We start from the raw sequence: 23,238 nt of genomic DNA, 5'->3' as shown, positions 1-23,238 counted from the left end.
CTGGTTGCAGGGCTCGCCGCGGTCATGCGCCGGCGCAGGCGATCGAGCCCTCTTCCAGCGGCGAGAAGGCTCCGTCCGAGCGCACGATCATCACCTGGATGCAGGTCTGGCCGGACGGGTTTGCCGTGACGCGGACCGGCGGCTGTGCGATGGACTGGTATTCGCCGCCGCCTCCGATGCTGTACACCCGCCATTTGTAGGTGTCACCCTCCTTGGGCTGCGGGTTCAGCCACGTGAAGGAGGCGTTGCCGTCGCCGGACACCATTCCGGTGAGGCCTTCCACGTCGGGCACCGTCCCGTTGTCCAGCGCGTCGGCCGGCGGCCTGCCGGCCTGCAGGGTTTCCACTGCCTTCGGTGTCTGCGGTGCAGCGTTTGCCACCACCAGGCCCACCACGGCGGCAAGGGCCAGCAGGGTGCCGCCCGAGATCGCCAGCCATAGATTGCGTTTTCCGTGGTCGGCAGCGGGCCGCGGCATGTCTGCCGGCTCGTCCCGACTTGCCGGCCGGTGGACGGTAGTGTCCGCGGCGTCAGCACCCTCATCACGGTTGCCGCCCTGTGCGCGCTCGCCGGGGCGTGCCGGCGCGGCGGCACCGCGCAGGACGGTGGCGTGTGCCCACTCCTGCGGCTGCGGCGCCGGTGCAGGAGTAGCGGGGCTGCTGGTCGGGGCGGGCGCGGGCTGCGCAAACCGCGACGGCGGGGCGTCCGCTGCGGCAGCTGACCCGCCAGCTGCCTGCCCGCCGGCGGCCTGCGGCCACGTGCGGGCGGGGAAGGTGGGCGCGCTGCCCGTCTGCTCGGGATCGATCGCGGCGATGCTCCGGACCCGCGTTTCTTCGAAGCCGTCATCCGGCCGGCTGTCCTCGTGCTGCGGCTCCTCAAGCACCTCAAAGGGCGTGACGGAGAGGTTAAGCTCCGCCTGGATGCGTTGCAGGGCCAGGGCGAAGGCGTGCGCTGAGGAATAGCGGGACTGCGGCGCCTTGGCCATCGCCGTCGAAAGGGCCTGTTCCAGGGACTCGGGAACGTCCGCGCGGCCCAGCCGCGGCAGCGGCGTATTGCTGATCCGGTTGATCAGCTCACGCTGTGAGTTGTCCGCACCCGGCATGACGAACGGCGAGCGGCCGGCCAGCAGGGTGTAGAGCGTGGCTCCGAGGGCCCACACATCCACCATCACCCCGTCCACGGCACCATCGGTGAACTGTTCCGGCGGGGACCACGGGATGGACATGCCCGAGTCATCGTCGCCGTCACCGGCGAGGGTGCCGGAGATGCCGAAGTCGGTGAGGGCAGGGCGGTTGTAGTCGGTGACCAGGATGTTGGCAGGCTTGATGTCGCGGTGGGCGATGCCGGCGCGGTGGGCAGTCTCGACGGCGGACGCCACCTGGATGCCGACGGCCAGGACTTCATCCACGCTGAACCGCTGCCGGCGGTACCGCACATCCAGGCTTGGCCGGGAGCAGTACTCCATGGCCAGGTACGAGTGCCCGTCGTCGGTCACCTCCGCTTCAAAGATGGTGACGATGTACGGGTGCGAGGACAGCTGCGCCATGAGGTTGGCCTCGGACTCGAAGCGGCGGCGGGCACCCTCCGTCTTCAGGTCCGAGAGCAGGACCTTGACGGCCACCTTGCGGCGCGGCCTGTCCTGTTCATACAGGTAGACGTCGGAAAAACCGCCGGAACCGAGCAGGCTGATGTACGTGAACCCCTGGATGCGGGGCGGCGGCGCTACAGGCCGTTTGGAACTCAAGGAATCTCCTCAAAACGCAACGAGATATTGTCGCCCAGTTCAGCAATGTCCCCGTCCAGCAGGATGGCTATCTCGTTCTGCGCCAGGCGGCGGGGTGGCTGGCCTTCACGCACCAGGACGGTTCCGTTCGTGGCCTTGAGGTCGCACAGCATGACGTGCCATCCCTCCAGCCGAACTTCCACGTGGGACCGGGAAATGTCGCCTTCCAGGCTTGGCACCTGGACCAGCCTGGGCATGACGCCGCCCTGGACCCGGGACACGGAGGGCTGCCTGCCGATGACCAATGACTGGTCAAGGTCCAGCAGCTCCCCGGTGGACAGGCGTACCCGTCCCAGCCGGGGGCGGGGTACCTGTACCGCATCCGGATGAAGCCCTGCCCCGCAGGCAGCGCACTGCACGCGGGTGGGGGGATTCGCGTGGCCTTGGCTGCAGACCCGGGCCAGGACGGTCGGCCCGGCCTGGGGGTCTGCAACCCCTGCCGGGGCGGGCTGCGCCGGCGAAGCCCCGATGCTGCTTTTCATGACCGTCTGTCCGTCATGGTCGTTGTCGAAAGCTTGGCCGTTGTGGAAGGCCTGGTTGTTGTGGAGGGCCGCATTTCCGGACGGAGTCGCGGGGACAATGGCCGGGACGGGTAGAGGCTCTGCCGCGGCATCGGCCCCGGCAGCGGCGGCTGTGGCGGTGCCGCCGCTGGTGCCGCCAGCACCGGTGGCCTTCTTCCACGGCACGGAATCGATGAGCACCTTGGCGGGCGGTTGCACTCCCGCCGGGTGCACGGCCGGCGCAGGTTCCACGGCAGGCGCCGCCCCGGGCGCGCGTTCGACGGCGGACTGGGCCTCCGTCACTGCCGCCTCCGCATTTCCGCCACGCTCGGGGACCGGGGACGCGATGCGTCCCTCCGCTTCCGGAGGGCCGTCGGAACCCGCGGCGCCTGCAGCGTCGGCGGAGGTCCCGGCGTCGGCAACCTCCGCCTCCTCGCGCACTGCGGCGTCCTCGATGCTCCGGATGACCGTCCGTTCCCACAGGTGGTCGTAGGAGCTGGTCTGGTCGCTCGCCGCCGTTGCCGCTTCTGCCGGCCGGTATTCGGCTGTTTCGGCGTGGGCAGGCGGCTCTGTGCCTGCGCCCGGCCCCACCCGGGGCCCTGCCGGGTGGACGTCGCCCTCATCGACATGCGCATCGATGTACGCATCGGCGTGCGCATCATCCCCGGGCACGTCGAGAACAGTCTCCGCCGAGGCTTCCGACTCCGGCTCCGGCTCCGGCTCCGGCTCCGGCTCCGGCTCCGGCTCCGGGACGATTGTTATCTCGCGCGGCTCGTCCGTGCCCGGCGCGGCCCCGCGCCGGTCCTCTACGCCTGCGGAATCGACCGCCACTGCAGCCACCGCTGCAGCCGCCGGCGCCGGCGCCAGTTCGGGCCGGGCAGGGCCCAGCCCGAGGGCCAACGACTGCAGCAGGACCACACCTTCCCCCAGCGGCAGCTCCTGCCGGTCGCCGGTACCGGCGGCCGGGCTGCTGATCCGGCAGGCTCCGGGCACGGCAAACCGGCGCTCGTTCCAGGTGGTGACATCCCGCCCGTCCAGTTCCACCCGGCCGTCCGGGAGTTCCACGGCGAGGTCGAGGTCGCCGCGGAGGAACACCCGCAAGGGACCGGAGAAATCGAGGATGCCGAATGGCGGGATCCGGGTGAGTGAGCCGCCCGAGCTGCTGGTGATGGCATGGAGTACTTCGTGGACTGCCGGCTTGCTTCCCAGGAGTTCCCATACTGCACCCGCCGTGGCCTGCGGAGTGTCCGGGCCAAGGAGGACCGCGGTACGCGAGCGGACGATGCCCAGCCAGGTGCCCGGGACGTAGCTAGTGCCGGTCATCGTGCGGCTCCCCGCTTTCGGGCGTAGAAGCTCCGGTGTCCTGCTGGGGCAAGGGCTGCGTTGCCGCCTGGCTCCCACGGGAGCGGGGCAGCGTGTCTGCCTCTTCTGCGTCCGGATCGTGCCGCGGCGCGGTGGTGGCGGCGCCGGCGTCGTTCAGGACGTTCCGGGCATCAACCACTATCACCGTGATGTTGTCGCTGCCGCCGTTCCGGAGGGCAGCCTGGATCAGGGCGTCGGCGGCGTCCTGCGGGTGGCCCACCGTGCTGAGGATGCGGAGGATATCCTCGTCCGCCACTTCGCCGGTAAGGCCGTCCGAGCAGACCAGGACACGGTCGCCTTCCTCCACGGGGAGCAGCCAGTAGTCGGCCTCGGTCTCGTCTCCGGTGCCCAGGGCGCGGGTGACAACGTGGCGGCGCGGATGGACGGCGGCCTGCTCTGAGGTGATCTCGCCCGCGTCCACAAGTTCCTGCACCTCGGAATGGTCCACGCTGATCTGCTCAAACCGCCCCTGGCTGAGGCGGTACGTCCGGGAATCGCCGATGTTCATGACCAGCCAGTAAGGCAGGCCCATTTGTTCCACCACCACTGCGCCGGCCAGGGTGGTCCCTGCCCTTGCACCCGTAGCCTCCCGGATGGAAGAGTCCGCCCGGAGCAGGTACTGCTGGAGGACAGCGGCCGTAACAGTGCGCTCCGCTGTGGCGAGCTGCGGAATCCCTGCCAGGGCCCTAACGCACATGCCGCTGGCAACTTCACCTGCTTCATGGCCGCCCATCCCGTCCGCCACGGCAAACACAGGATCGGAAGCAAGATAGGAATCTTCGTTCAGCTCCCGGCGGAGTCCCCGGTCGGTGCCGTAGCCGTAGCTCAGGCTGAGGCCCGGCTGGATGGTTGAGGGAACGCTGGCGGGCTGCTGGTTCATGCCTGTCCTAGGTAAAAGGTCCGGTCTCCGAAGTGGACACTGGATCCGGGCGTAACAAAAGTTGGGACACCCGGCGCAAGCGGCGTCCTGGCGCCGTTCGGCGTGGTCACGGCGCTGCCATTCGTGGAGTTCCTGTCCGTCACCCAGATCCCCGCGCCGTCAGTCAGCAGGTGGAGGTGGGTTTTCGAGATGGAACGGCCGGGATCGTCGACGGCCAGGAGCTGGGCATGCTGTTCACCGGCCTGGCCCACGGGATTGCGGCCCACCAGGACACTGCGGTCCAACTGGAAGTCGCGCCCGTCGTCCAGGCGGATCCGGAGGACGGCGACGGGCACAGGCCCGCCTCCCCGCGGACGCACCTGCGTGCGTTCGACGTCGTCGTCCACGTGCCCGCCCTGCACCGGCACGGAGCCGCCGGCGGTTTCACTGGCGGCGGCAGGCGCGGCGGCAGGCGGAGACGCCGGTGTGGGCGCCGGTGTGGGCGCCGGTGTGGGCGCCGGTGTGGGGGACGGCGGCGCGAAGGACCCGGGCGCCGTGTACGGCATGGTCTGCGACGGCGACGTCTGCGAGGGCGGCGTCAGGACGCGGGGGGCAGCGGTCTGCACGGGCGGGGACGCCGCGGGGACGCCCGCCACCGGGGATAGCACCTGCTGCACGGGCGGCAGGTCCAGCGGCGCGAAGCTGTACGGCCCCTGGATGCCTCCGGTGGTGATGGGATCGCGGCCTGCCTTCACATCGAAAACGAGGGCCTTGGCTGGTTTGTCGTGCCAGCCGCGCAGGCCGCTGTTCTTGTCCCAGAGGTTGGACACCACCACCAGTACGGCCCAGGCGGCGCCTGCAAGGAATAGGGGCGCAAGGATGAACAGCGCCGGGGCGAACCATTTGAACACCACCACCAGGACCGCCGCCAGCAGAGCCAACAGGACGCCGGCACCGGTGATGAGGCCGCGGAGGAAGACGGCGCCGGCTCCCGGCGCGTAGCCGTCGTTGTCCGCGCTGCGGATGCCCATGAGCAGGTTTCCGGGTGTTTTGCCTGTCCTCGCTTCAATCCCCATGACCACGAACAGGTACACCAGCGTCAGGCCCAGCCCGATCCCGCCGAACAGCACCAGGGAAGCCGTGTCATAGGTGATGTACTGCCCGTTGCGGGTGCGGGTGATCCCGGCAAAGCCGATGGTGAGCGTCAGCACCAGCACTGCCAGCGGCGGCAGCCAGTCAATGACGGCAGCGCCAAGCCGCTTGCCGGCCGCGGCCGGAACAAGCTGAAGGTTCACTGCCATTCCCGTTCCTCCCCCTGGGACGGCCCCCGACTGCGCGGTGAAACCGCCGGCGCTCCCCCGCCCGGTGCCTGCGTTTGCGAACCCCGCGGCGTGAGGCGCCGGGGGGCTTTGTACTACCGGGATAGTACCGGGAATCGCCGCACGGTGGGCAGTCACAGCTCCGGGCGGCGGTTCACTGCCGGCATGGCCGCCGGTGTGCAGGTTGCGGTTGCTGCGCGCCGCCCTGTTGGGCAGGGGGGCTCCGCAGGAAGTGCAGAAGGCCGCCCCCGCCCGGATGGACCGCTGGCAGCGGGGGCACGCCTGGAATTCGGCGGTCACGGCGCAGGAGGTCCTTGCCTTGGCGGTTCCGGCGCTGGCGGCGCCTGCGCCGGCGTTGCCTGGGCCGGCGTTGCCTCCACCGCTTTAGCTTCCGGTGCAGGCGCTGCGGAGCCCTCCCCTTCCGGGCGGGTACGACGGCGTGCGGCCGGCTTGAGGGCCGACAGGGCCGGCAAAGCCAGCCGACCCCTTTGTGCCAGCGGGCTGCGGCGGGCCAAGGCACTGCGTGCGTCAGCGAGCAGCGACCGCGGGGAGAACCTTGCCTGCTGCCGCTGCCAGAAACCTGCCGTAGAGGTCATCTCCTTCAGCGAGCTGTCCACGATGGTCCAGTATTCCCGCACGTCGTCCTCGCTGGGCTGGCCGGCGCCGAAGATGGACGCGTCCGCGCGGCGGGCCAGCATCGTGGTGGTGCCGCCCGCAGCCGGAAACGCCTCGGCCAGGACCGCAGCGCTTTCGCGGCGGGTGGCCCGGGTATCGACGGCGGCCCCCATGTCCGTGGCGAGGCTGACCACCTCGCTCCAGCCGCCACCTACGCGCTGCGCAGGATGGCCTTCGCTGAACCGCGACTTCCGCCGTCGTGATTTCAGCAGGACGATCAGCAGCAGCGGGAGCGCGAGGACGGACAGCGGGATCAGGGCGATGCCCAGCGCGCCCAGCAGGGCACCCCAGAAGAGCCACGGGTTGTTCTTCTTCTGGTCCGCATCCAGTGCATCGGGGGACGAGTCCGGCGGAAGGTCCGCCGGTTCCTGCGGCGGGGGCGGCGGCTGCAGCACCTGCGGCTTGGGCTTGGACTTGTTCTCGGGGTCCGGCGGGATGGGAATGTTGTCCTTGGGCGGCGTCGGATCGAAGCTCACCCAGCCCGCCCGTTCAAAGGCCACTTCCACCCAGGCGTGCACGTCCTTGCCGGTGATCTTGACTTCGCCTGCCCCGTTTTCCGGACTGGTGGGTTCAGGGTAGAAGCCCATCACCACGCGGGACGGGATTCCCAGGTGGCGGAGCATGAGGGACATGGCCACCGCGTACTGCTCGTCGTCGCCCAGCATCTGCTTGGCCGTCAGGAGGTTCCTGATCCGGGCAGAACCATGGCCGGACACGCTGGGCAGCTGGCCTTCGCTGACCAGCCCGTTGCTGAACGCCCCGGTCTTCTGGAAATGGGCCTCGATCTGCCGGACCCGGTCGATGGCGGTGGGGGCGTCAGCGGAGAGGTCGTTGGCCTGCGACCCCACTACCGGGGGCACTTCCGTGGCGTCGGGCAGGGATAGTTTCGCGAAGTCGTACTGCGCCAGCTGCCCGTGTTCCAGCTTCACGGGATCCGAAACCTGCACCTTGTAGGAATCGCCGCGGGACAGCCCGTTGGTGGTGACGGCGGTATCCGTTCCGGAATTGAAGTAGAGGCCGGACGCCGCGGCAGACGCGCTGTCATCAAAGCTCAGTCCCGTGGTTTTACGGCCCCCCGGCACGAAGAATCCCTGGTAGTCCTCAACCGTGATACTGATGGCGTAGTCCTTGGTGGGAACAACCCCGGAGGTATCCGCCAGGGTGTTGATCGACTCGGTGTCCCCCACTCTGTTGAAGTTGCCCGAGCCGTTGGGGTCCATCGTGTAGTTGGTTCCATTGAAGGCATCCAGGGCCCCCAGCCGGACCCGGCCGTCACGGGGCAGGCCCCGGACCACAAAGAGGGTGTCGTCCTTCATGTCTTTGACAAAGGTGCGGAAACTGGCCAGCGGCGTGATGTAGTCCTTGGGGTCGAACGGCGGGACCACCACGTTCCGGAGGACCTTCCGGTCGTTGCCTGCCGTTACCAGGGGGGCGGAGAGTGCTGTGACGGCCACACTCAAGGCGATGACGCCGGCTGCCATTCCCAGCCTCCGGACCTTCGCCCGCTGCGCGGTGGCGGTATCCGTCTGCGGCCTGTTGACGGAGACCTTTCGCGTGGAGTTCTTCCTGAGGGCGTCCCGGCGGAACGTGGCCCAGGCGATGCCCAGGACCGTCAGGCCGATGCCGCGTTCGAGGGTGAGGAAGGCGGCGTTGGTGCTGAAGGCGATGCCGGTGACGAACAGGACCAGGACCGGCAGGAGCGGAAAGTAAGGGCTTCGAAGGCGCCATGTCAGGACACCGGCCACCAGGGCGGTCACCAGGGAACTCAGGAAGGGAACAATCAGCACGCCGCCTGCAGTGCCCACGGGAACACCAACCGTCAGCATGTCCTTCCAGGCAAACACCACCCCCAGGAGGAGGGTCCGGAGCGAGTCAAGGGTGGGGACAAAACCTGCGATTGCGGCGTCGGGCACCGCCAGCAGCGTTCCGAGGACCAGGTAGGCGCCGAGGGCAACTGCCGTGGTGATGAGCAGTCCGAGCCGCAGGTGCGCGTTGAGTGCGCCGATGGCCAGGCCCAGGAGGATGCCGCCGAAGCCGGAGACGAGGTAGTACCGGTCGCCGCCGAAGCTGAGGCCAAAGCCAAGCAGGCCAAGCCCCAGCAGGACCGTCAGCGCGGCGGCGTCGAGCAGGAAGTGCCAGGCCGGCTGGCCGTCGGCGAAAGCGGAGGCCGCTTGGTTACGGCCGCCGCCGGACGCACCGCGGTTGGTGCCTAATGGTTTGCTGCGGGGGCGCGTGCTGCGCGGGCGGAGGCCTTCCGTGGAGGTCATGCTGCGGCCTTTCTCAGCACAATGGCAAGGTCGTTAAGGTCGCCGAGCGTCAGCACGGTAAGGTCAGCGATGTTCGCGCGGCCGGGCGAGGCGCCGGCTTCCACCCGCACCGCGAGGCTGCGGACGCCGGGCGGCACGGACGCGGCCGCGGAGCGCAGCTGGGTGGCAGTCACGTTGCTGCCCACGACGAAGAAGACCACGGAGGCGTTGGGGACGGTGTCCGCCAGGGTCCTGGCGAGGTCGACGGCGGTCCGCCGCATGGGCGATCCCGCAATCCTGGTCATGTCATCGAGCATGTTCCGCCCGGTTTCACAGCGCAGCGGGCCTTTCTGGGTAAGGACGTCCAGCTCACGCTGCTCACGGATGGCCTGCCGGCCGATCGATGCGGCTACCGAGATGGCCATTTCGAATTCCGCTTCGGAGGCGTATTCGTCGGTGTTGATGGACAGCGAGATGGCCAGGTGGGCCCGGCGTGTTTCCTCGAACTGGCGCACCATGAGCTTGTTGGTCCGCGCGGTGGTTTTCCAGTGGATGTGCCGGCGGTCATCCCCCGGCACGTAGTCGCGGAGCGCATGGAAGGACACGTCCGCGCTGGACAGGTCCGTGGTAGGCATTCCTTCCAGGTCGCGGATAAAGCCGGCCGCCGAACCGGCCAGGGCCACCGTGCGCGGATGGACGAACAGGTCTTCCGGCTCGGTCCACAGGACCTGCCGGCGCAGCAGGTGCAGCGGGTCCGCCCGGACTGACCGGACAGGTCCGACGACGATCACGGCACGGCGCGCGGTGGGAATGGTGAAGAGGTCCTCGTGAACCTGCTGCGGCTTCATGCGGGGCAGGTGGAACACAGCCGTGACGTTGCCCACCGGAAGTTCCAGTGCTGCCGGCAGCAGGGGCCGGGCAGAGGTGTTGGACACGGCGATGCTGCCCACGGCGCTGTCCCCGACGGCCACCCGGGTGCGGGCGAGGTCCAGGAGCACTCCGTAGGAAGATCGGCCCAGGACAAAGGCGATGGCGATCAGGAACATCACGAACGCCGCGATCGCCGCCGCCTTGGCCTCCTGCCAGCCGAACGCCTGACCTGTTGACCAGAGCAGGATGGAGGCAGCCAGGACGCACCAGCCCAGGACGCTGACCACGGACAGCACGGGCCAGGCGTACTTTAGCCATGCAGTTTGGACGTTCCGCCAGGCTGGCGCCAGCGCCATGGCCGCCGTGTTCCGCGCCTCGGCCCAGACTGCCGACGGGTGCAGCTGCATAGGCCGGCCGTCCCTGTGGAAGGGTTGCTTGAGACGCTCCGCGAGCCGGGTCAACGGGGTGCCGGTGGACATATGTATGCCTTCGTTGTTGCGTGGAAGTGGTGGGGTCCGTGCCGGGACCGTCAGGCGTTGGTGCGCTGCTGGGGGGCCGCGACCTCCGCCAGGATCCGCGTCAGCACGGCTTCCGCCGTGGCTCCGGAGAACTCTGCCTCAGGATCCATGACGAAGCGGTGGGTCCATGCCACCGGGGCAAGTTCCTTGATGTCATCCGGAAGTACGAAGTTCCGCCCCTGCCCCGCCGCCCAGACCTTTGCCGCACGGACCATGGCCAAGGCCCCGCGGACCGAGACGCCCAGCCGGGTTTCGGGGGCGTTGCGGGTCTCCTCGCAGAGCCGCGAGATGTACTCGAGGACGGCGGTGTCCACGTGCACCGTGGCGGCGAGGTCCGCCATGTCGGCCACAGCCTGGGTGGTGATGACCGCGGAGAGGTCCTGGGACCGGTCCTTCAGGTTGGAGCCGCCCAGCAGCCGGACAGTGGAGGCGTGGTCCGGGTAGCCGATGGAGGTCTTGATCAGGAAGCGGTCCAGCTGTGCCTCCGGCAGGCGGTAGGTGCCTGCCTGCTCGATGGGGTTCTGCGTGGCCATCACCATGAACGGGCGCCCGGCCTCGTACGTGACGCCGTCAACCGTGACCCTGGATTCCTCCATGACCTCGAGCAGAGCCGACTGGGTCTTCGGCGAAGCACGGTTGATTTCGTCCGCCAGGACGATGTTGTTGAAGATCGGGCCCTTGTGGAACTCGAACTTCTGGGTCTTCTGGTCGTAGATGGTCACACCCGTGACGTCCGAGGGCAGCAGGTCCGGGGTGAACTGGATGCGGTTGTTGGACCCCTGCACCGTAGCGGCCAGGGCGCGGGCCAGCGAGGTCTTGCCGGTGCCGGGTGCGTCCTCGAACAGCACGTGGCCCTCGGCCAGCATGGCCGTGAAGGTGAGCCGGATGACGTGTTCTTTGCCCAGGACGGCCTGCCCCACGTTGGCAACGAGTTTCTCGAAGGTGTCTGCAAACCAGGCGGCCTGCTCGGTGGTCATGGTCACGTGTTGTTCCTTAATCTTGATCGGTAGGTTGCGCCGGGCCGGCTAGCGTTGCGGCATGCCCGGCGGCGGGCCCTGTCCGTCCCTGTTGGTGGTGTCGTGGCGGACGTAGTTCCCGGCGGCGGGGCCGCTGGTCAGGTGGTACCAAATGCCGGAAGGGTTCGCGGACGTCTTGTACCAGACCACATAGAAGTCCGAGTTGGACGGCGTGTTTTCCGGCAGCCATTTGCCGGGGCTGACGCAGCTGGAGGGATTGCCGGCCCTGAAGCTGTCAACGCCGTACCCGGGTTCGGTGCAGCTGCGGACCGGTGTTGCCGTGATGGTCCAGGAGGTGGGTACGGGAGGCGGCGGCTCCGCACCGCTGCGGGATGAATCACTGCCGATCCGGCCGGGCTGGCCCCCGCTGATGGCGCGGACCCGAAGAGTATGGGTTTCGCTGTAGCCCACGGTCCGGGAGAAGCGCCGCTCCTGCGTGTCCTGCCAGGCGCCTCCGTCCAGGCTGTATTGGTAACCGGTGACCGCCCGGCCGTTGCCGTCCGGCTGGTTCCACGTCCAGGACACCGTCCTGTCCCCCACTCCGCTGCTGTTGCTGCCTGTGACGTTCGGGGCAAAGGCCAGCCCATAGGGGTTGACCGAGTTGGAGGGGGTGCTGGCGTCCCCGGCGGTGGAGCTGCGGGACGATACTGCCCAGACCACAACAGCGGTCGGGGTGCCGTTGGCTGCGGGAACTGTTCCGCCACCGGCAGCAATATTGCCGCTGCCGCCGCCGGACGTCAGGCTGTATTTGTAGGTGATTTCTTCGGCGGTCGAACCATTGCGCTGGGCTGCCGTCAGCACAGGGAAGCGCACATCGATCTTTCCGCCATTTCCTCCTGTGTCCACCAATGCCGCCGTCGGAGTTCCCACCATGCCCGGCTTGCCGGCAGCACGGATGGCCGCTGATTGGGCACTTGTCCCGCTGGTGCCCGCCTTGTTGGTGGCAGACACCGTGAAGGTGTAGTTGGTTTCGGAGTTGTCCACCGTGACGTTCTGCGAGGTACCGGCCACTTGCTGGCTGGACACCACGGCACCGCCGCGGAGGGTGGTCAGGGTGTACGCCGAGATGGAGTCGCCATTATTGTTCGGCGCAGCCCAGCTCACCTTCAGCTGGCTTTGCGAACCCACCGAACCGGCCTGCGCCGCAGACGGTGCGGCCGGAGTGGCCGGAACACCCGCCGGAACCATGGCTGCTGAATAAGGGCTCCACTCGGAGGGTTCCTTGGCATCATTGCGCGCCAGGACCCGGACTTTGTAGGAGACGCCGTTCTGCAGGCCCTTCCAGACATAGCTGACGCCAGTCAGGTTTTGGATCTGGGCGTTCTGCCCGGCGGGAGGAGGTGAGATCTCCAGGTCGTAGGACTTCACCGGTGAGCCCTTGCTTGCCGGAGCGGCCCAGTTGACGGACAGCTCCCTATCGCCGAACTTCAGCGACGGCGCCAGGGGGGTATCGGGCTTAACGTCAGGCCGCACCTCGGCCGACGCAGGCGAGCGGTCGGACTCGCCGAACTCGTTCGTGGCCGTGACCTGGAAATGGTACTTGGTGTTGTTGACCAGCCCGTTGAGGGTGCAGGTGTTGGCCGGGCAGTCCTGCCGGAACCCTGCCTCCCCGTACACGGTGTACTTAGTGATTGCTGAACCGCGGTCCGCTGGCGCCGTCCAGGTCAGGAGTGCCGTCTGGTCCCCCACGCTCTGCGCCTGCGGGGTGGTGGGGGTCTGGGGTTTGTCCTTGACTGTCAGCCGGACGCGGGCCGTGGCAGTGCGGGACTCATCGCCGGTCTTGTCGGCCACCGTGTAGGACACCACCATGGTGCCGGTGAATCCCGGCGCAGGGGTGACTGTGATGGAATCGCCGTTCACGTCCACGTTGCCGCTGCCGGTTTCCGCAGCGGCCGCAATGATTTTGAGTGCGGTCTCCGGGAACGGGTTGGCATCGTTGGCGAGCACGTTCACCGTTACGGGTTTGCCGGCGGCAACGTCGTCCTGCACGTCGTCGTTCGCCACGGGCTTCGGCCGGTTGGAAGCCGTCACCTTCAGCTGGTAGGTGGCCGTGGCTTCGAGCCCGCGGGGATCCCTGGCTTTGACCTGGACGGCGGCCGTCGTCCCGGCCCCGCTTGAGTCGGCCGCGGAAACCTTCAGGGTCCTGCCGTCGATGCCGGCGTTGAAACCGGCGGGAGATCCTCCCACCAACTCGTATTTCATCTTTTCGACGTCGTCCCGGTCAGGGTCCGCTGTCAGCTTGCCCAGGTCGGTGCTGGCGGAGTCGCCCTTGGGCACGTCAAGGTTTGCGCCCAGCAGTTCCGGAGGGTTGTTCCTGTTCGGATCAGGCAGCACCTTGGTGCGGATGCTCAGGGTGGACTTCAGGCCGGCCGGATCGTCAGGGCCGGTCCCGTCGGTCACCTCGAAGGTAAGGGAACCTGGTCCCACATAGTCTGCGCCCGCGGTGTACTTGAGTCCTGTGCCGTCGCCGGTCACGGGATCGCTGCCGTCTGCGCCGATGAGCTTGATGCGGTCCGTCTGGGTGAGCCGCGGCGAGCGGCCTTCCCGGACCTTGACCCACTCATCCAGGTCAACATCCACGGACTGGCCGGCAACTACCTCAAGCACTTCGTCCTTGGCAAGGGTGGGCACCTGCTGCCCGAGGCCCGGTACCCAGATCACCGCCGTGGACTTCTGGCCGTCCACATCCTCCACGGTGTAGGGGATGAGCTGGGACTGCTCAGTCAGGTCCACGATCATGTTGCCGTCCGCCCCGGGCCGGGCTGTGGTGGCTTCTGTGCTGATCTTGAGGTTTTCCCCTACGCCGTCCGGGTCCTCGTCGTTCTTCAGGACAGGGACGTCCACGGCGGCTTTCCCCATGGTCTGGGCCGACGTCACCCTGTCGTCACGGGCGATGGGCGCCTTGAGGGGAACCTCGTTGTCCACCACCACGCGGATGGTCCCTTGGGCGGATGCGTCCCGGTCATCGGCGATGGTGTAGCGCACGTTGACGGTCCCGGCTTCTCCGGGCGCCAGCAGGATGATTCGGCCGCTCGTTTTGCTCACGGTGGCCTGCAGCGCGGCGTCGGCATCAATGCCGTCGGTGAGGATACGAATGAGGTCGCCGTCGGGATCTGTGTCGTTGCCGGTGGCGTCGACGGCGATCTGGCGGCCGGGGCGGACCCTTACCTCGTCGTCCACGGGAGTGGGCTCCTGGTTGACCTCGCCGCGCGGCGCGATGCCCACGGTGACAGTGCCGGTGTTGACGGCGCCCTGCCGGTCCACCACCTTGTAGCGGAAGGTATCGGTTCCAGCGCCGTCACCGGCAGCGGTGAAGTCGATGAAGTTGCTGCCGACCGCAGCTGTGCCCATGGCCGGTGTACTGTCGATGCCGGTCAGCTGGACGGAGTCACCGTCCGGATCGATGCCGTCCAGCGGCACTGGAATCCGGACCGTTCCGGCGGCCACCACGCGGGCCGTGAGGTTGCGCGGCTGCGGGCGTGAGTTCTCCGCGCCCTCCAGGGGAAGGATGTGGATGGTCACGGCGGCGGCGCTTTTTTGTCCCTGGGGATCCACGGCGTTGTAGATGGCGCGGACGGTCTTGGGTGCCGGACCGGCAATGAACCGGAGGGTGTTCTCCGAAACGAAGCTCTTCCCGTCGAGGGGATCAACCCCTTGCGGCAAGACCGGGTCCACGGTGAGCTCCTGGCCCTGCGGGTGGGTGTCGTTCCCGAGCACGGGGATGGTGACGACGTCGTTGACCCGGACGTTTACCTCGTCCGGTTTTGGCTGGGGTGCCTCCACCACGGCCGGCGCCGGCACGGGCACCACCGACACGCTGCCGGTGGCCGACTTCTTGCCGTTGGACATGGTGTATTCGAAGAGGAACGGGTCTTTGGTTCCGAGGATGTCGGTGATCCGAAGGACGCTGTGGTTGATGACGCTCACCGACGCGGTTGAGTTTTCCGGCAGCTTCACGGACTGCAGCACCAGGACTCCGCCGGAGGGGTCGGAATCGTTGGCCAGCGGGTCCACCAGCACGCTTCCGCCGGTGGGCATGAGCGCGACATCATGGACGGCGACGGGGTTGCCCGTTTCATCTCCGGATTCGACGTCGACGCGGATCAGCCCCTGGCTGCTCTGCGGCCCGTTGCTGGCGATGTAGGTGAGGTAGACCGGGCCGGGGGTGGTGCTGCGGAACGTAAAGGTGCCGCCGTCGGTCACGGGGCCCAGCTCGGCCGGGCCGTTGGCTTCCACCTGGGCCAGGCGGAGGGCGCCCCCGTTCGGATCGACGTCGTTCTTCAGCGGCGAGATGACCAGGTCCTGTCCCACCACGGCCGTGACGTGGTCGGCGTTGACCACCGGTGCAAGGGCTCCCGGCGGCTGGACGTTGACCACCACTTTTCCGGTGACGGTGGCCCTGCCGTCCCAGATGGTCACCTCCACGTTCTTCCTGCCGGCGGTGGCGCCGGAGTCCTGGAAGGTCAGCAGGCCGTCGCGGCGGACCTTGACCTGGTCCTGGTCGTTGTCCGCTTTCGCGTCAAGGAGCACCAGGTCGTCGCCGTCGGGGTCGATCCAGTCGGTAAGGATGTTCTGGCTGACGGCTTTGCCCTGTTCCACGAGCATGGTGGTGTTGTCGCCGCGCTTGAACCGGGGCGGCTTGTTCTCTTCGGGGGCCATCACGCTGAGGGTGACCTGCCCGGTGGCGGAAAGGCCGCGGCCGTCTGAGGCGCTGTAGCTGAATGTTTCCGTCCCGGGTTTCGCGCCGGCCGGAACGGAGATCTGGAAGGCCGTGCCGCCGTAGATGTTCTCAAGGCTGCCGGCCTGGGGTCCGGAATTCCCGACGGCGGCCGTGAGGACATCGCCGTCGGGGTCCGAATCGTTGTCCAGGACGCTAAGGATGGTGGTGCGGCCTGGGCGCACGCCGACGGCGTCGGGCTTGGTTTCCGGCGGACGGTTGGGCTTGGTGCGGTCCGGCAGGACGTTGATGGTGTTGTTGTCCGCGGATTCCTGGTCCTGCTCGTCGGACTCGTTCTTCGGCGGGATGACATCGTCCCAGTTGTTGACCAGCTGCATGTTCTGGTTCACCAGCCACACGTTGCCGGAATTGACGTCATTCAGGACCACGAGGTCCCGGTTCACCCGGAAGACATACGACGGCGAGGCGCTCGCCCTGGGCACGTCAACATTCTTGTCATCGCCGTCATTGGCGCAGTCGCGCACATACTTGTTCGCCCCGGACCACGCCGCGTGTACGCACCCGCCCAACTGGACGGGGGCAGCCGGCACGCCCTCGCCGTCGAATGCCACCGTCTTCGCCGTGGATCCGTCCAGGGGCTGCTTCAGCAACGCCTTCCGGGTGGCGATGGCCACGAAACCGCTGGCGGGGCCGCCCTGCTGCAGCTTCGCCTCCCGCGCGTTTTCCAGCTGGAGCCGCTTTCCGCCGGGCAGGAACAACTTCCCGGCCGCCGGATCCAGAAGCACCGGCTCGTCCCCCACCACCGTGATCTGGAGATCGCCCGAACCTTTCAGCTCGGCCCAGGTTTCGGATTCCGATGCTGTCACCTCGCCGTTGGCGTCAACGGCCGTTACCGTCACGGCGCCGGATTCAGGGTCCGCCGAGTAGATCCGGTCATCATCGCCGACCGCCGAGACAATGCCCTCCGAACCGACCAACACGGGTTCTGAGGCTTCCTCGTCAAAACCGTTGACCGTGGACGGCGACACCGCCCATACCTTGCCCGATGCCGCGTCCGTCACGGAGATGACTTCCGAGCCGAAGCTGACGTCCGCCGATCCCGGCAGCTGCTTGTCTCCGCCCAGCCGCATGTTCGCCGGCGAAACCTGGTTCAGTGTTGAGCCTGTCTCATCATCGACGAAGACGTCACCGGCGTCCTGCAGGATGTCGAACGTGGTGGAAGCGGGGGTCACGGCCCCATCAAGGACGCGGGAGGGGTAGTTGAGCCGGCCCACCGCATTCTTGGACTTCGAGACCACCCACACGCCGCCGTCGTTCAGCTCCACCTCGGTGGTCTTGAACCCCGGATACAGCACGGCACCGGTGACCAGGACAACGACGGCGGCACCGAAGGCGGTGCCCGTGACGAGTTTCTTGTGGCGCCTTTTCAGCCCAAGCTTCCCCAGCAGAGTTGTCACAGCGTTACTATCCCCTGAATTACCGCTGCCAAAAGGCAACTGTCCGGCCCGGGGTGCAATCCCCGGACCTTTATTTTTCGCCGCCCCCGGTGGGAGCAGCAGAGACCTGACATTGGCGATGCCCCGGGCCGGCTCGGGCGTCCGGCCCCGGCGAGGCACCGGTGGCAAGCTTACCGATCGGCACTTCCTGCCGCGATGGGGAGCCCTATCCACACCGGCGGTTCAGCGTTGCCGACGCACCAACTCTACCGCGATAGACCAACAACTGGATAAACTGGTTTTCCGCACCGGTCCCGCTCGCGCGCGGCGTGCGCCTTAGTCCAGCACCAAGCCTTTGCCGAGGCCGCGGCTAAGCCGCACGGGGCGGATTTCGCCGAATCCGCGGACGTTTTCGGGAGGCTGCGGCTCCAGCACGAACCGTTCGTCGTGTTCCAGTGCCGAGGCGGTCATCGAGTCCACCAGCACCGTGCCGGGATCCGCAAGGGTGGTGAGGCGGGCGGCGAGGTTCACGGTGGGACCGTAGATGTCGCCGAGCCGGGACAGGATCCTTCCCCACACCATGGCCACCCGCGCTTCGGGAAGGATCTCGTCCTCCGTGAAGGCCTGGGCAAGAGCCAGGGAGATCTCGGCACCGGCGGCCGGGGTTTCGGCGATGTAGAGGACTTCGTCGCCCACGGTCTTCACCAGGCGGCCGCCGCCCACGGAGATGATCTCGGCACACTTGTTTTCGAAGCGCTGGACCAGCCGGGCCAGAGTTTTTTCATTCATGCGGCGGGACAGGCTGGTGTACGAAACAAGGTCCGCGAAGCCTACGGCTCGCGCCAGCGGCAGCGGGGCGTCGTCCTCGTCGCCTTCCCGGCCCTCTTCGCTCGCCTGCAGGCCCGCTTCCGCCCGGACAGCGAGCCGCTGGACGCCTGCGTTAAGCTGGCGCCGCCAGGAGTAGACCAGCATTTCTTCCAGGGCGTCCACCAGCGCCGGCAGCTCGTTGACCAGGCGTTTGCGGGCGACGGCGTCCGTAACGCCCTGCTCGTGGACCATGTCCTCCACCAGGGCTTCGATCTGCCAGACCACCATCCGGTCCGTCATCTGCCCGATGGAGCGGGTGACGGAGATGGCGGCCTCCTCGGTCAGCTTCCCCGAGCGGACCAGGTCCACCACGGTGGAAAGCGCGGCCTGGTCGCGCTCAGTGAACGCCACGTCCTCGTCGCCGAAGTTGGGGAAACCGAGGGCACGCCACAGTTTGCGCGCGGACAGCAGGGACAGCCCGGCGCCGGCGGCGACTTCACGGCGCCGGAGCTTGCGTTCGCCGCCCAGCAGCCGGGCCTCCAAAGCCTTCATGGCGAGCCGTTCGGCAGACATCGCGCCTGTGGCCGGGTGGGAATCCATCGCGGGCGGGGGTGTGATGGAGTCCACGCGCTCCTGCTGGTCCTCATCGTTCATCCCGTCCACCTTCTCTCAATTCCCATGGCAAAGCTCCGGCAGGATCGTCCATTGCTCCGCCGGCCTGGCCGTCACGTTCGTCGGGCAATTCCTCGATGGCATCCAGGATGAAGTCCCGGAACCTGGCAACCTCCGGCACGTCCTGGAATGTCACCACGCCTTGGTACCCGGTTTCCAAGGATATATTCCCGGAGCGCAACAGGCGCTGAAGTACGGATTCGTGGACAGTCAGATTGCGCACCGAGGCCAGGTTCACCTGCTGGTCACGCCGCCGCAGGAGACCGGACCGGGCAACGAGCCGCCGGCTGGTGAGCGTGTACCTGGTGCCCTGCCACCGCAGCAGCCGGGGCAGGCAATATCCCAGCCAGACCCCGGCCACCGCCAAGGCGAACCCTGCCACCAGCCACGGCGTCCACCGGGGAGTCAGCGCGGGGATGAGCCTGGCCGCTTCCCCGCGGGTGGCCCAGGCGGAAGCGAACGCGGCAAGCGCCGGTGAGAGTATGAAGGCCGCAGCTGCCCCGGCCAGCTTCCTCGGCTGCGGGCGGGTGGTGACGATCACCTGCTCGCCCGGAACGAGGTCTTTACGCATAACCGCCCTGGCCGGATGCGTCCGGGGAATTCCACGGACGCAAGTGCACAACATCCCCGGCCGTTACCACGTGCTCCTTGGACTCGCGGTCCACCACCAGCAGCGATCCGTACTCGTCGAGGCGGGACGCGTGGCCGATGATTTCGTGGTCGCCCGGCAGCTGCGCCCGTACCTGTTTGCCCAGGGTGGTCATGACGCCTTCCACGCGCTTGTGCAGCGACGGTCCGCCGGCCAGGCCTGCCGCCGGGTCGCCGTCGGCGTTGCAAAAGCCGCGGTAGAGCACGGCGAAGTGCAAAAGGTAGCTCTTCAGCAGCTCCGTCCGGTCCGCTGAGCGCGGTGATTCCAGCACCACTGACGTGGCGGTGGGAACCGGGAGTTCGGCCGCCTGGAGGGTGACGTTCAGGCCGGTTCCCAGGATGACCGGGGGCACGGAGCCGTCCACCATGGGACCCATCTGGGCCAGGATTCCCGCGATCTTCTTGCCGCGCACCAGGACGTCGTTGGGCCATTTCAACTCGGCGGGCAGGCCGGCCGTTTCCAGGAGGGTTTCCCGCAGCGCCAGGGCGCCGATGAGGGACAGCCAGGAATAGCTCTGGGTGGGAAGCGGCCTTCCTTCGGCGTTGGCCGGCCGCAGGACAACGGAAACGGAAACTGAGCTCAGGGGCGGCGCTTCCCAGCGCCTGTCCAGGCGCCCGCGGGCTGCCGTCTGGTACTCCGCGGTCAGCACTGACATGTCCGGCCAGGCCGAAGGTTCCACGGTGACGGAGCGGAGGAGGTCGGCGTTGGTGGACCCGGTGGAGTTAACAACCTCAAGCCGCGGGATGCCGGCCGCGGACAGAAAGTGCTGGTCCGCGAGGGCCCTCCGGTCCAGTGGCGTGCCGGGGGCATGTGCGTCATCCATAGCTAAACTCTACCGACACCGCTTAGTCCTGGCAGCCCGGCGTGCCGGCCCGCAGGAACCCGGAAGGATCACGGCGGAGGCTAAAGGAAAATGTCCGGCACCAGCTGGTCTTCGGGAGCGCCAAGGCTGTACGGGCGGAAGTCGGTGACCCCCGCGGCCGCGAGCACCTCTTCATCCGTGTAGAAATTGCCGCTTGGCCGGCCGCCGGCCGTGAGGTTGCAGCCCGTAAGCACGGCGTGGGCCGCATCCGCCATGATTTCCGCGCCACGGGCGGCCTGGACGATCTTTTCCCCGTGCGGCATGTTCCTGATGGCCGCAGTGTCTATAAGGGTGCGCGGCCACAGCGAATTCACCCGGATGCCGTCCGCCTTCAGCTCCTCGGCAAGGCCGAGGGTTGTGAGGCTCATCCCGTACTTTGCCATGGTGTAGGCCAGGTGCTTCCCGGCCCACCGGGGATCGAGGTTCAGCGGCGGCGAGAGCGTAAGGATGTGGCCCTGGTCCGAGGCCCGGAGCGCCGGGAGCGCCAGCTTGGACATCAGGAACGTCCCGCGGACGTTGATGTCCTGCATGAGGTCGTACTTTTTCATGTCCACGTCATCGGTCCGGGAAAGGTCGATGGCGGAAGCGTTGTTGATGACGGCGTCAATGCCCCCGAACCGTTCCATTGCCGCCGCCACGGCCGCGGCCACGTCGTCGTCCCTCCGGACATCACCCACCAGCGGGAGCGCCTGTCCGCCCGCCTCCACCAGTTCCTGGGCAGCCGTATGGACAGTCCCGGACAGTTTCGGGTGCGGCTCCCCGGTCTTGGCCATCAGCACGATATTGGCGCCGTCCTGCGCCGCGCGCAGGGCGATTGCCAGGCCGATCCCCCTGCTCCCGCCGGAGATGAGGATGGTCCTTCCCTGGAGTGAACCGGCAGCCTGGTAGGGTCCGCCGAGGGCATGCGAAGCGTCGTTGCTCGAAGTCATGGCACCACTGTAACCCAACTAAGTTACCGGCAAGTAACATGGCGCTGCTGCTGACGACGGCGCAGAAAATTGTAGGTTCCCTACAGCCGCAGCCGCCGGAAGCGTCACTAGACTTGCCAGCAGGGTTCGCCTTTTGTGTGGAAGCTACTTAACTGCAGCGCCACAGCCCGCCAGCATTCACAGCACCACAGAATCAATCTGCTACAGAGCCGGAGATACTTGATGAGCCACGATCTGACAACGACAGCGGGAAAGATCGCCGATTTCCGCGACCGCCAGGCGCGTGCCGAACAGCCCTCCGGCCCTGAGGCAATCGAGAAACAGCATGCCCGCGGCAAGAACACCGCCCGGGAGCGCATCGCCCTCCTCCTCGACGAGGACTCCTTCGTCGAATTCGACGCCCTGGCCGTCCACCGCTCCACCGCGTTCGGCATGGAGAAGAAGAAGCCGCTCGGCGATGGACTGGTTTCCGGATACGGCACCGTGGACGGTCGCCTGGTGGCCGTGTACAGCCAGGACTTCTCGGTCTACGGCGGGTCCCTGAGCCAGGTCAACGGCGAAAAGATCGTCAAGGTGCAGGAGTTTGCGCTGCGCAACGGCTGCCCCGTTGTGGGCATCCTGGACGGCGGCGGAGCACGAATCCAGGAGGGCGTTGCCTCGCTGGCCATGTTCGCGGACATCTTCCGCAACAACGTCCACGCGTCCGGCGTGGTCCCCCAAATTTCGCTCATCATGGGCCCGTCGGCAGGCGGCGCCGCCTACTCCCCTGCCCTCACCGACTACGTGGTGATGGTGGACAAGACCTCCCACATGTTCATCACCGGACCGGACGTCATTAAGACCGTCACCGGGGAGGACGTTGACATGGAAACCCTCGGCGGAGCCCGGCAGCACAATGCCACCACAGGAACCTCCACCTACCTTGCCTCGGACGAAGCGGACGCGATCGAGTTCGTCCGCGAACTGCTGGACTTCCTGCCGTCCAACAACCTCTCAGAGGCACCCGTCCTGGAGCACACGCAGGAACTGGAGCTCGACGACGACGACCTCGCCCTGGACGCGCTGGTCCCCGATTCCGCCAACCAGCCCTATGACATGCGTGCCGTGGTTGAGCAGATCGTGGATGACGGCCACTTCCTGGAGATGCAGGCCCTCTACGCGCCGAACGTGATGATCGGGTACGGCCGGGTGGAGGGCCATACGGTGGGCATCGTCGCCAACCAGCCCCTGCAGTTCGCCGGCACCCTGGACATCGCCGCCTCGGAAAAGGCTGCCCGGTTCGTCCGCCACTGCGACGCGTTCAACATCCCCATCATTACCCTGGTGGACGTTCCCGGCTTCCTGCCCGGCAAGGACCAGGAGTTCCAGGGCATCATCCGCCGCGGCGCCAAGCTCCTGTATGCCTACGCGGAGGCGACCGTTCCCAAGCTCACCGTCATCACCCGGAAGGCCTACGGCGGCGCCTACATCGTAATGGGCTCCAAGAAGCTCGGCGCCGACCTCAACCTGGCCTGGCCCACCGCCCAGATCGGCGTAATGGGTGCACAGGGTGCCGTCAACATCCTGTACCGCCGCGATCTTGCGGCCGTTGCGGAGGCCGGCGGCGACGTCGAAGCACGGCGCGCCGAGGTCATCCGGCAGTACGAGGAAGAGCTCCTCAACCCCTACCAGGCAGCGGAGCTCGGCTACGTTGACGCCGTCATCGCCCCGTCCGAGACCCGGCTGCAGATCATCAAGGGCCTGCGCGCCCTGCGTGACAAGCGCGCCAGCCTCCCCGCCAAGAAGCATGGGAACATCCCGCTGTGAACGCGGAAAAGCCGGCGGCCGAGGCTGGCGAAACCCAGGCACCTGCTGAGCCCCTGCTGTCTGTCGTCAAAGGGCAGCCCACCGCCGAGGAACTGGCGGCGCTGACCGCCGTCGTACTTTCCCTGGGCGGCGCGGAACAGGCTGAGACCGAGAAGCCGCCGGTGCGGCACTGGGTCCGCCGCCAGCAGCTGAGGCTGGAGCCCACCCCCGGCCCCGGAGCATGGAAACGCAGCCGCGGCTGATCCTCCCCGCCG

General features: G+C 67.6%; 14 protein-coding genes. 2 read left to right on the top strand and 12 right to left on the bottom strand.

Annotated features, from left to right (window positions below):
- Positions 1-22: 22 nt before the first annotated feature.
- From C3B78_RS06215 to C3B78_RS06160, 12 genes are all read right to left on the bottom strand, one after another.
- Positions 23-1,741: a serine/threonine-protein kinase gene (locus tag C3B78_RS06215; protein ID WP_104997299.1), complete on the bottom strand. Its 1,719-nt coding sequence runs from the start codon at positions 1,739-1,741 to the stop codon at positions 23-25.
- Positions 1,738-3,603: an FHA domain-containing protein gene (locus C3B78_RS06210; RefSeq protein ID WP_104997298.1), complete on the bottom strand. Its 1,866-nt coding sequence runs from the start codon at positions 3,601-3,603 to the stop codon at positions 1,738-1,740. Before C3B78_RS06210 ends, C3B78_RS06215 begins: the two co-directional genes overlap by 4 nt.
- The gene (locus tag C3B78_RS06205) at positions 3,590-4,522 is read right to left on the bottom strand and encodes a PP2C family protein-serine/threonine phosphatase (RefSeq protein ID WP_104997297.1); all 933 of its coding nucleotides are present in this window, start codon (positions 4,520-4,522) and stop codon (positions 3,590-3,592) included. The genes C3B78_RS06210 and C3B78_RS06205 overlap by 14 nt, the downstream gene beginning before the upstream one ends.
- Positions 4,519-6,120, bottom strand: a complete 1,602-nt coding sequence (locus C3B78_RS06200) for an RDD family protein (RefSeq protein ID WP_234005538.1) — start codon at positions 6,118-6,120, stop codon at positions 4,519-4,521. Before C3B78_RS06200 ends, C3B78_RS06205 begins: the two co-directional genes overlap by 4 nt.
- Positions 6,117-8,762: a transglutaminase family protein gene (locus C3B78_RS06195; RefSeq protein ID WP_104997295.1), complete on the bottom strand. Its 2,646-nt coding sequence runs from the start codon at positions 8,760-8,762 to the stop codon at positions 6,117-6,119. The genes C3B78_RS06200 and C3B78_RS06195 overlap by 4 nt, the downstream gene beginning before the upstream one ends.
- The gene (locus tag C3B78_RS06190; RefSeq protein WP_104997294.1) at positions 8,759-10,090 is read right to left on the bottom strand and encodes a DUF58 domain-containing protein; all 1,332 of its coding nucleotides are present in this window, start codon (positions 10,088-10,090) and stop codon (positions 8,759-8,761) included. The genes C3B78_RS06195 and C3B78_RS06190 overlap by 4 nt, the downstream gene beginning before the upstream one ends.
- 50 nt (positions 10,091-10,140) lie before the next feature.
- Positions 10,141-11,112: an AAA family ATPase gene (locus C3B78_RS06185; RefSeq protein ID WP_104997293.1), complete on the bottom strand. Its 972-nt coding sequence runs from the start codon at positions 11,110-11,112 to the stop codon at positions 10,141-10,143.
- Positions 11,113-11,154: 42 nt separating this feature from the next.
- Positions 11,155-17,280 carry an Ig-like domain-containing protein gene (locus tag C3B78_RS06180; RefSeq protein WP_104997292.1) on the bottom strand — a complete coding sequence of 2,042 codons (6,126 nt, stop codon included), beginning with the start codon at positions 17,278-17,280 and terminating at the stop codon, positions 11,155-11,157.
- Positions 17,281-17,595: 315 nt separating this feature from the next.
- Complete coding sequence (locus C3B78_RS06175) at positions 17,596-18,720, bottom strand: adenylate/guanylate cyclase domain-containing protein (RefSeq protein ID WP_104997291.1); 1,125 nt, start codon at positions 18,718-18,720, stop codon at positions 17,596-17,598.
- Positions 18,710-19,309, bottom strand: a complete 600-nt coding sequence (locus C3B78_RS06170; protein WP_104997290.1) for a PH domain-containing protein — start codon at positions 19,307-19,309, stop codon at positions 18,710-18,712. The genes C3B78_RS06175 and C3B78_RS06170 overlap by 11 nt, the downstream gene beginning before the upstream one ends.
- The gene (locus tag C3B78_RS06165; RefSeq protein WP_104997289.1) at positions 19,302-20,210 is read right to left on the bottom strand and encodes a biotin--[acetyl-CoA-carboxylase] ligase; all 909 of its coding nucleotides are present in this window, start codon (positions 20,208-20,210) and stop codon (positions 19,302-19,304) included. The genes C3B78_RS06170 and C3B78_RS06165 overlap by 8 nt, the downstream gene beginning before the upstream one ends.
- 80 nt (positions 20,211-20,290) lie before the next feature.
- Positions 20,291-21,178: an SDR family oxidoreductase gene (locus tag C3B78_RS06160; protein WP_104997288.1), complete on the bottom strand. Its 888-nt coding sequence runs from the start codon at positions 21,176-21,178 to the stop codon at positions 20,291-20,293.
- Between the two features lie 222 nt (positions 21,179-21,400).
- Between C3B78_RS06160 and C3B78_RS06155 the strand changes: the two genes are divergently transcribed.
- A complete protein-coding gene (locus C3B78_RS06155; protein ID WP_104997287.1) occupies positions 21,401-22,984 on the top strand; it encodes an acyl-CoA carboxylase subunit beta in 1,584 nt (527 codons plus the stop codon).
- Positions 22,981-23,226 (top strand): acyl-CoA carboxylase subunit epsilon, encoded by a 246-nt coding sequence (locus C3B78_RS06150; RefSeq protein ID WP_199775347.1) that lies wholly within the window; start codon positions 22,981-22,983, stop codon positions 23,224-23,226. The genes C3B78_RS06155 and C3B78_RS06150 overlap by 4 nt, the downstream gene beginning before the upstream one ends.
- Positions 23,227-23,238: the final 12 nt, after the last annotated feature.

Origin of the sequence: Arthrobacter sp. PGP41 (genome assembly GCF_002953935.1) — a bacterium.
In the GTDB taxonomy this organism is placed as follows: domain Bacteria; phylum Actinomycetota; class Actinomycetes; order Actinomycetales; family Micrococcaceae; genus Arthrobacter.
The sequence above is the reverse complement of the archived record's forward strand: the minus strand, read 5'-3'. Positions and strand labels throughout refer to the sequence as shown.

Bases quoted from the DNA above. Each gene is read 5' to 3' on its own strand.
- C3B78_RS06160 (WP_104997288.1), bottom strand. From the start codon at position 21,178: ATGACTTCGAGCAACGACGCTTCGCATGCCCTCGGCGGACCCTACCAG.
- C3B78_RS06205 (WP_104997297.1), bottom strand. From the start codon at position 4,522: ATGAACCAGCAGCCCGCCAGCGTTCCCTCAACCATCCAGCCGGGCCTC.
- C3B78_RS06195 (WP_104997295.1), bottom strand. From the start codon at position 8,762: ATGACCTCCACGGAAGGCCTCCGCCCGCGCAGCACGCGCCCCCGCAGC.
- C3B78_RS06165 (WP_104997289.1), bottom strand. From the start codon at position 20,210: ATGGATGACGCACATGCCCCCGGCACGCCACTGGACCGGAGGGCCCTC.
- C3B78_RS06155 (WP_104997287.1), top strand. From the start codon at position 21,401: ATGAGCCACGATCTGACAACGACAGCGGGAAAGATCGCCGATTTCCGC.
- C3B78_RS06210 (WP_104997298.1), bottom strand. From the start codon at position 3,603: ATGACCGGCACTAGCTACGTCCCGGGCACCTGGCTGGGCATCGTCCGC.
- C3B78_RS06170 (WP_104997290.1), bottom strand. From the start codon at position 19,309: ATGCGTAAAGACCTCGTTCCGGGCGAGCAGGTGATCGTCACCACCCGC.
- C3B78_RS06175 (WP_104997291.1), bottom strand. From the start codon at position 18,720: ATGAACGATGAGGACCAGCAGGAGCGCGTGGACTCCATCACACCCCCG.
- C3B78_RS06190 (WP_104997294.1), bottom strand. From the start codon at position 10,090: ATGTCCACCGGCACCCCGTTGACCCGGCTCGCGGAGCGTCTCAAGCAA.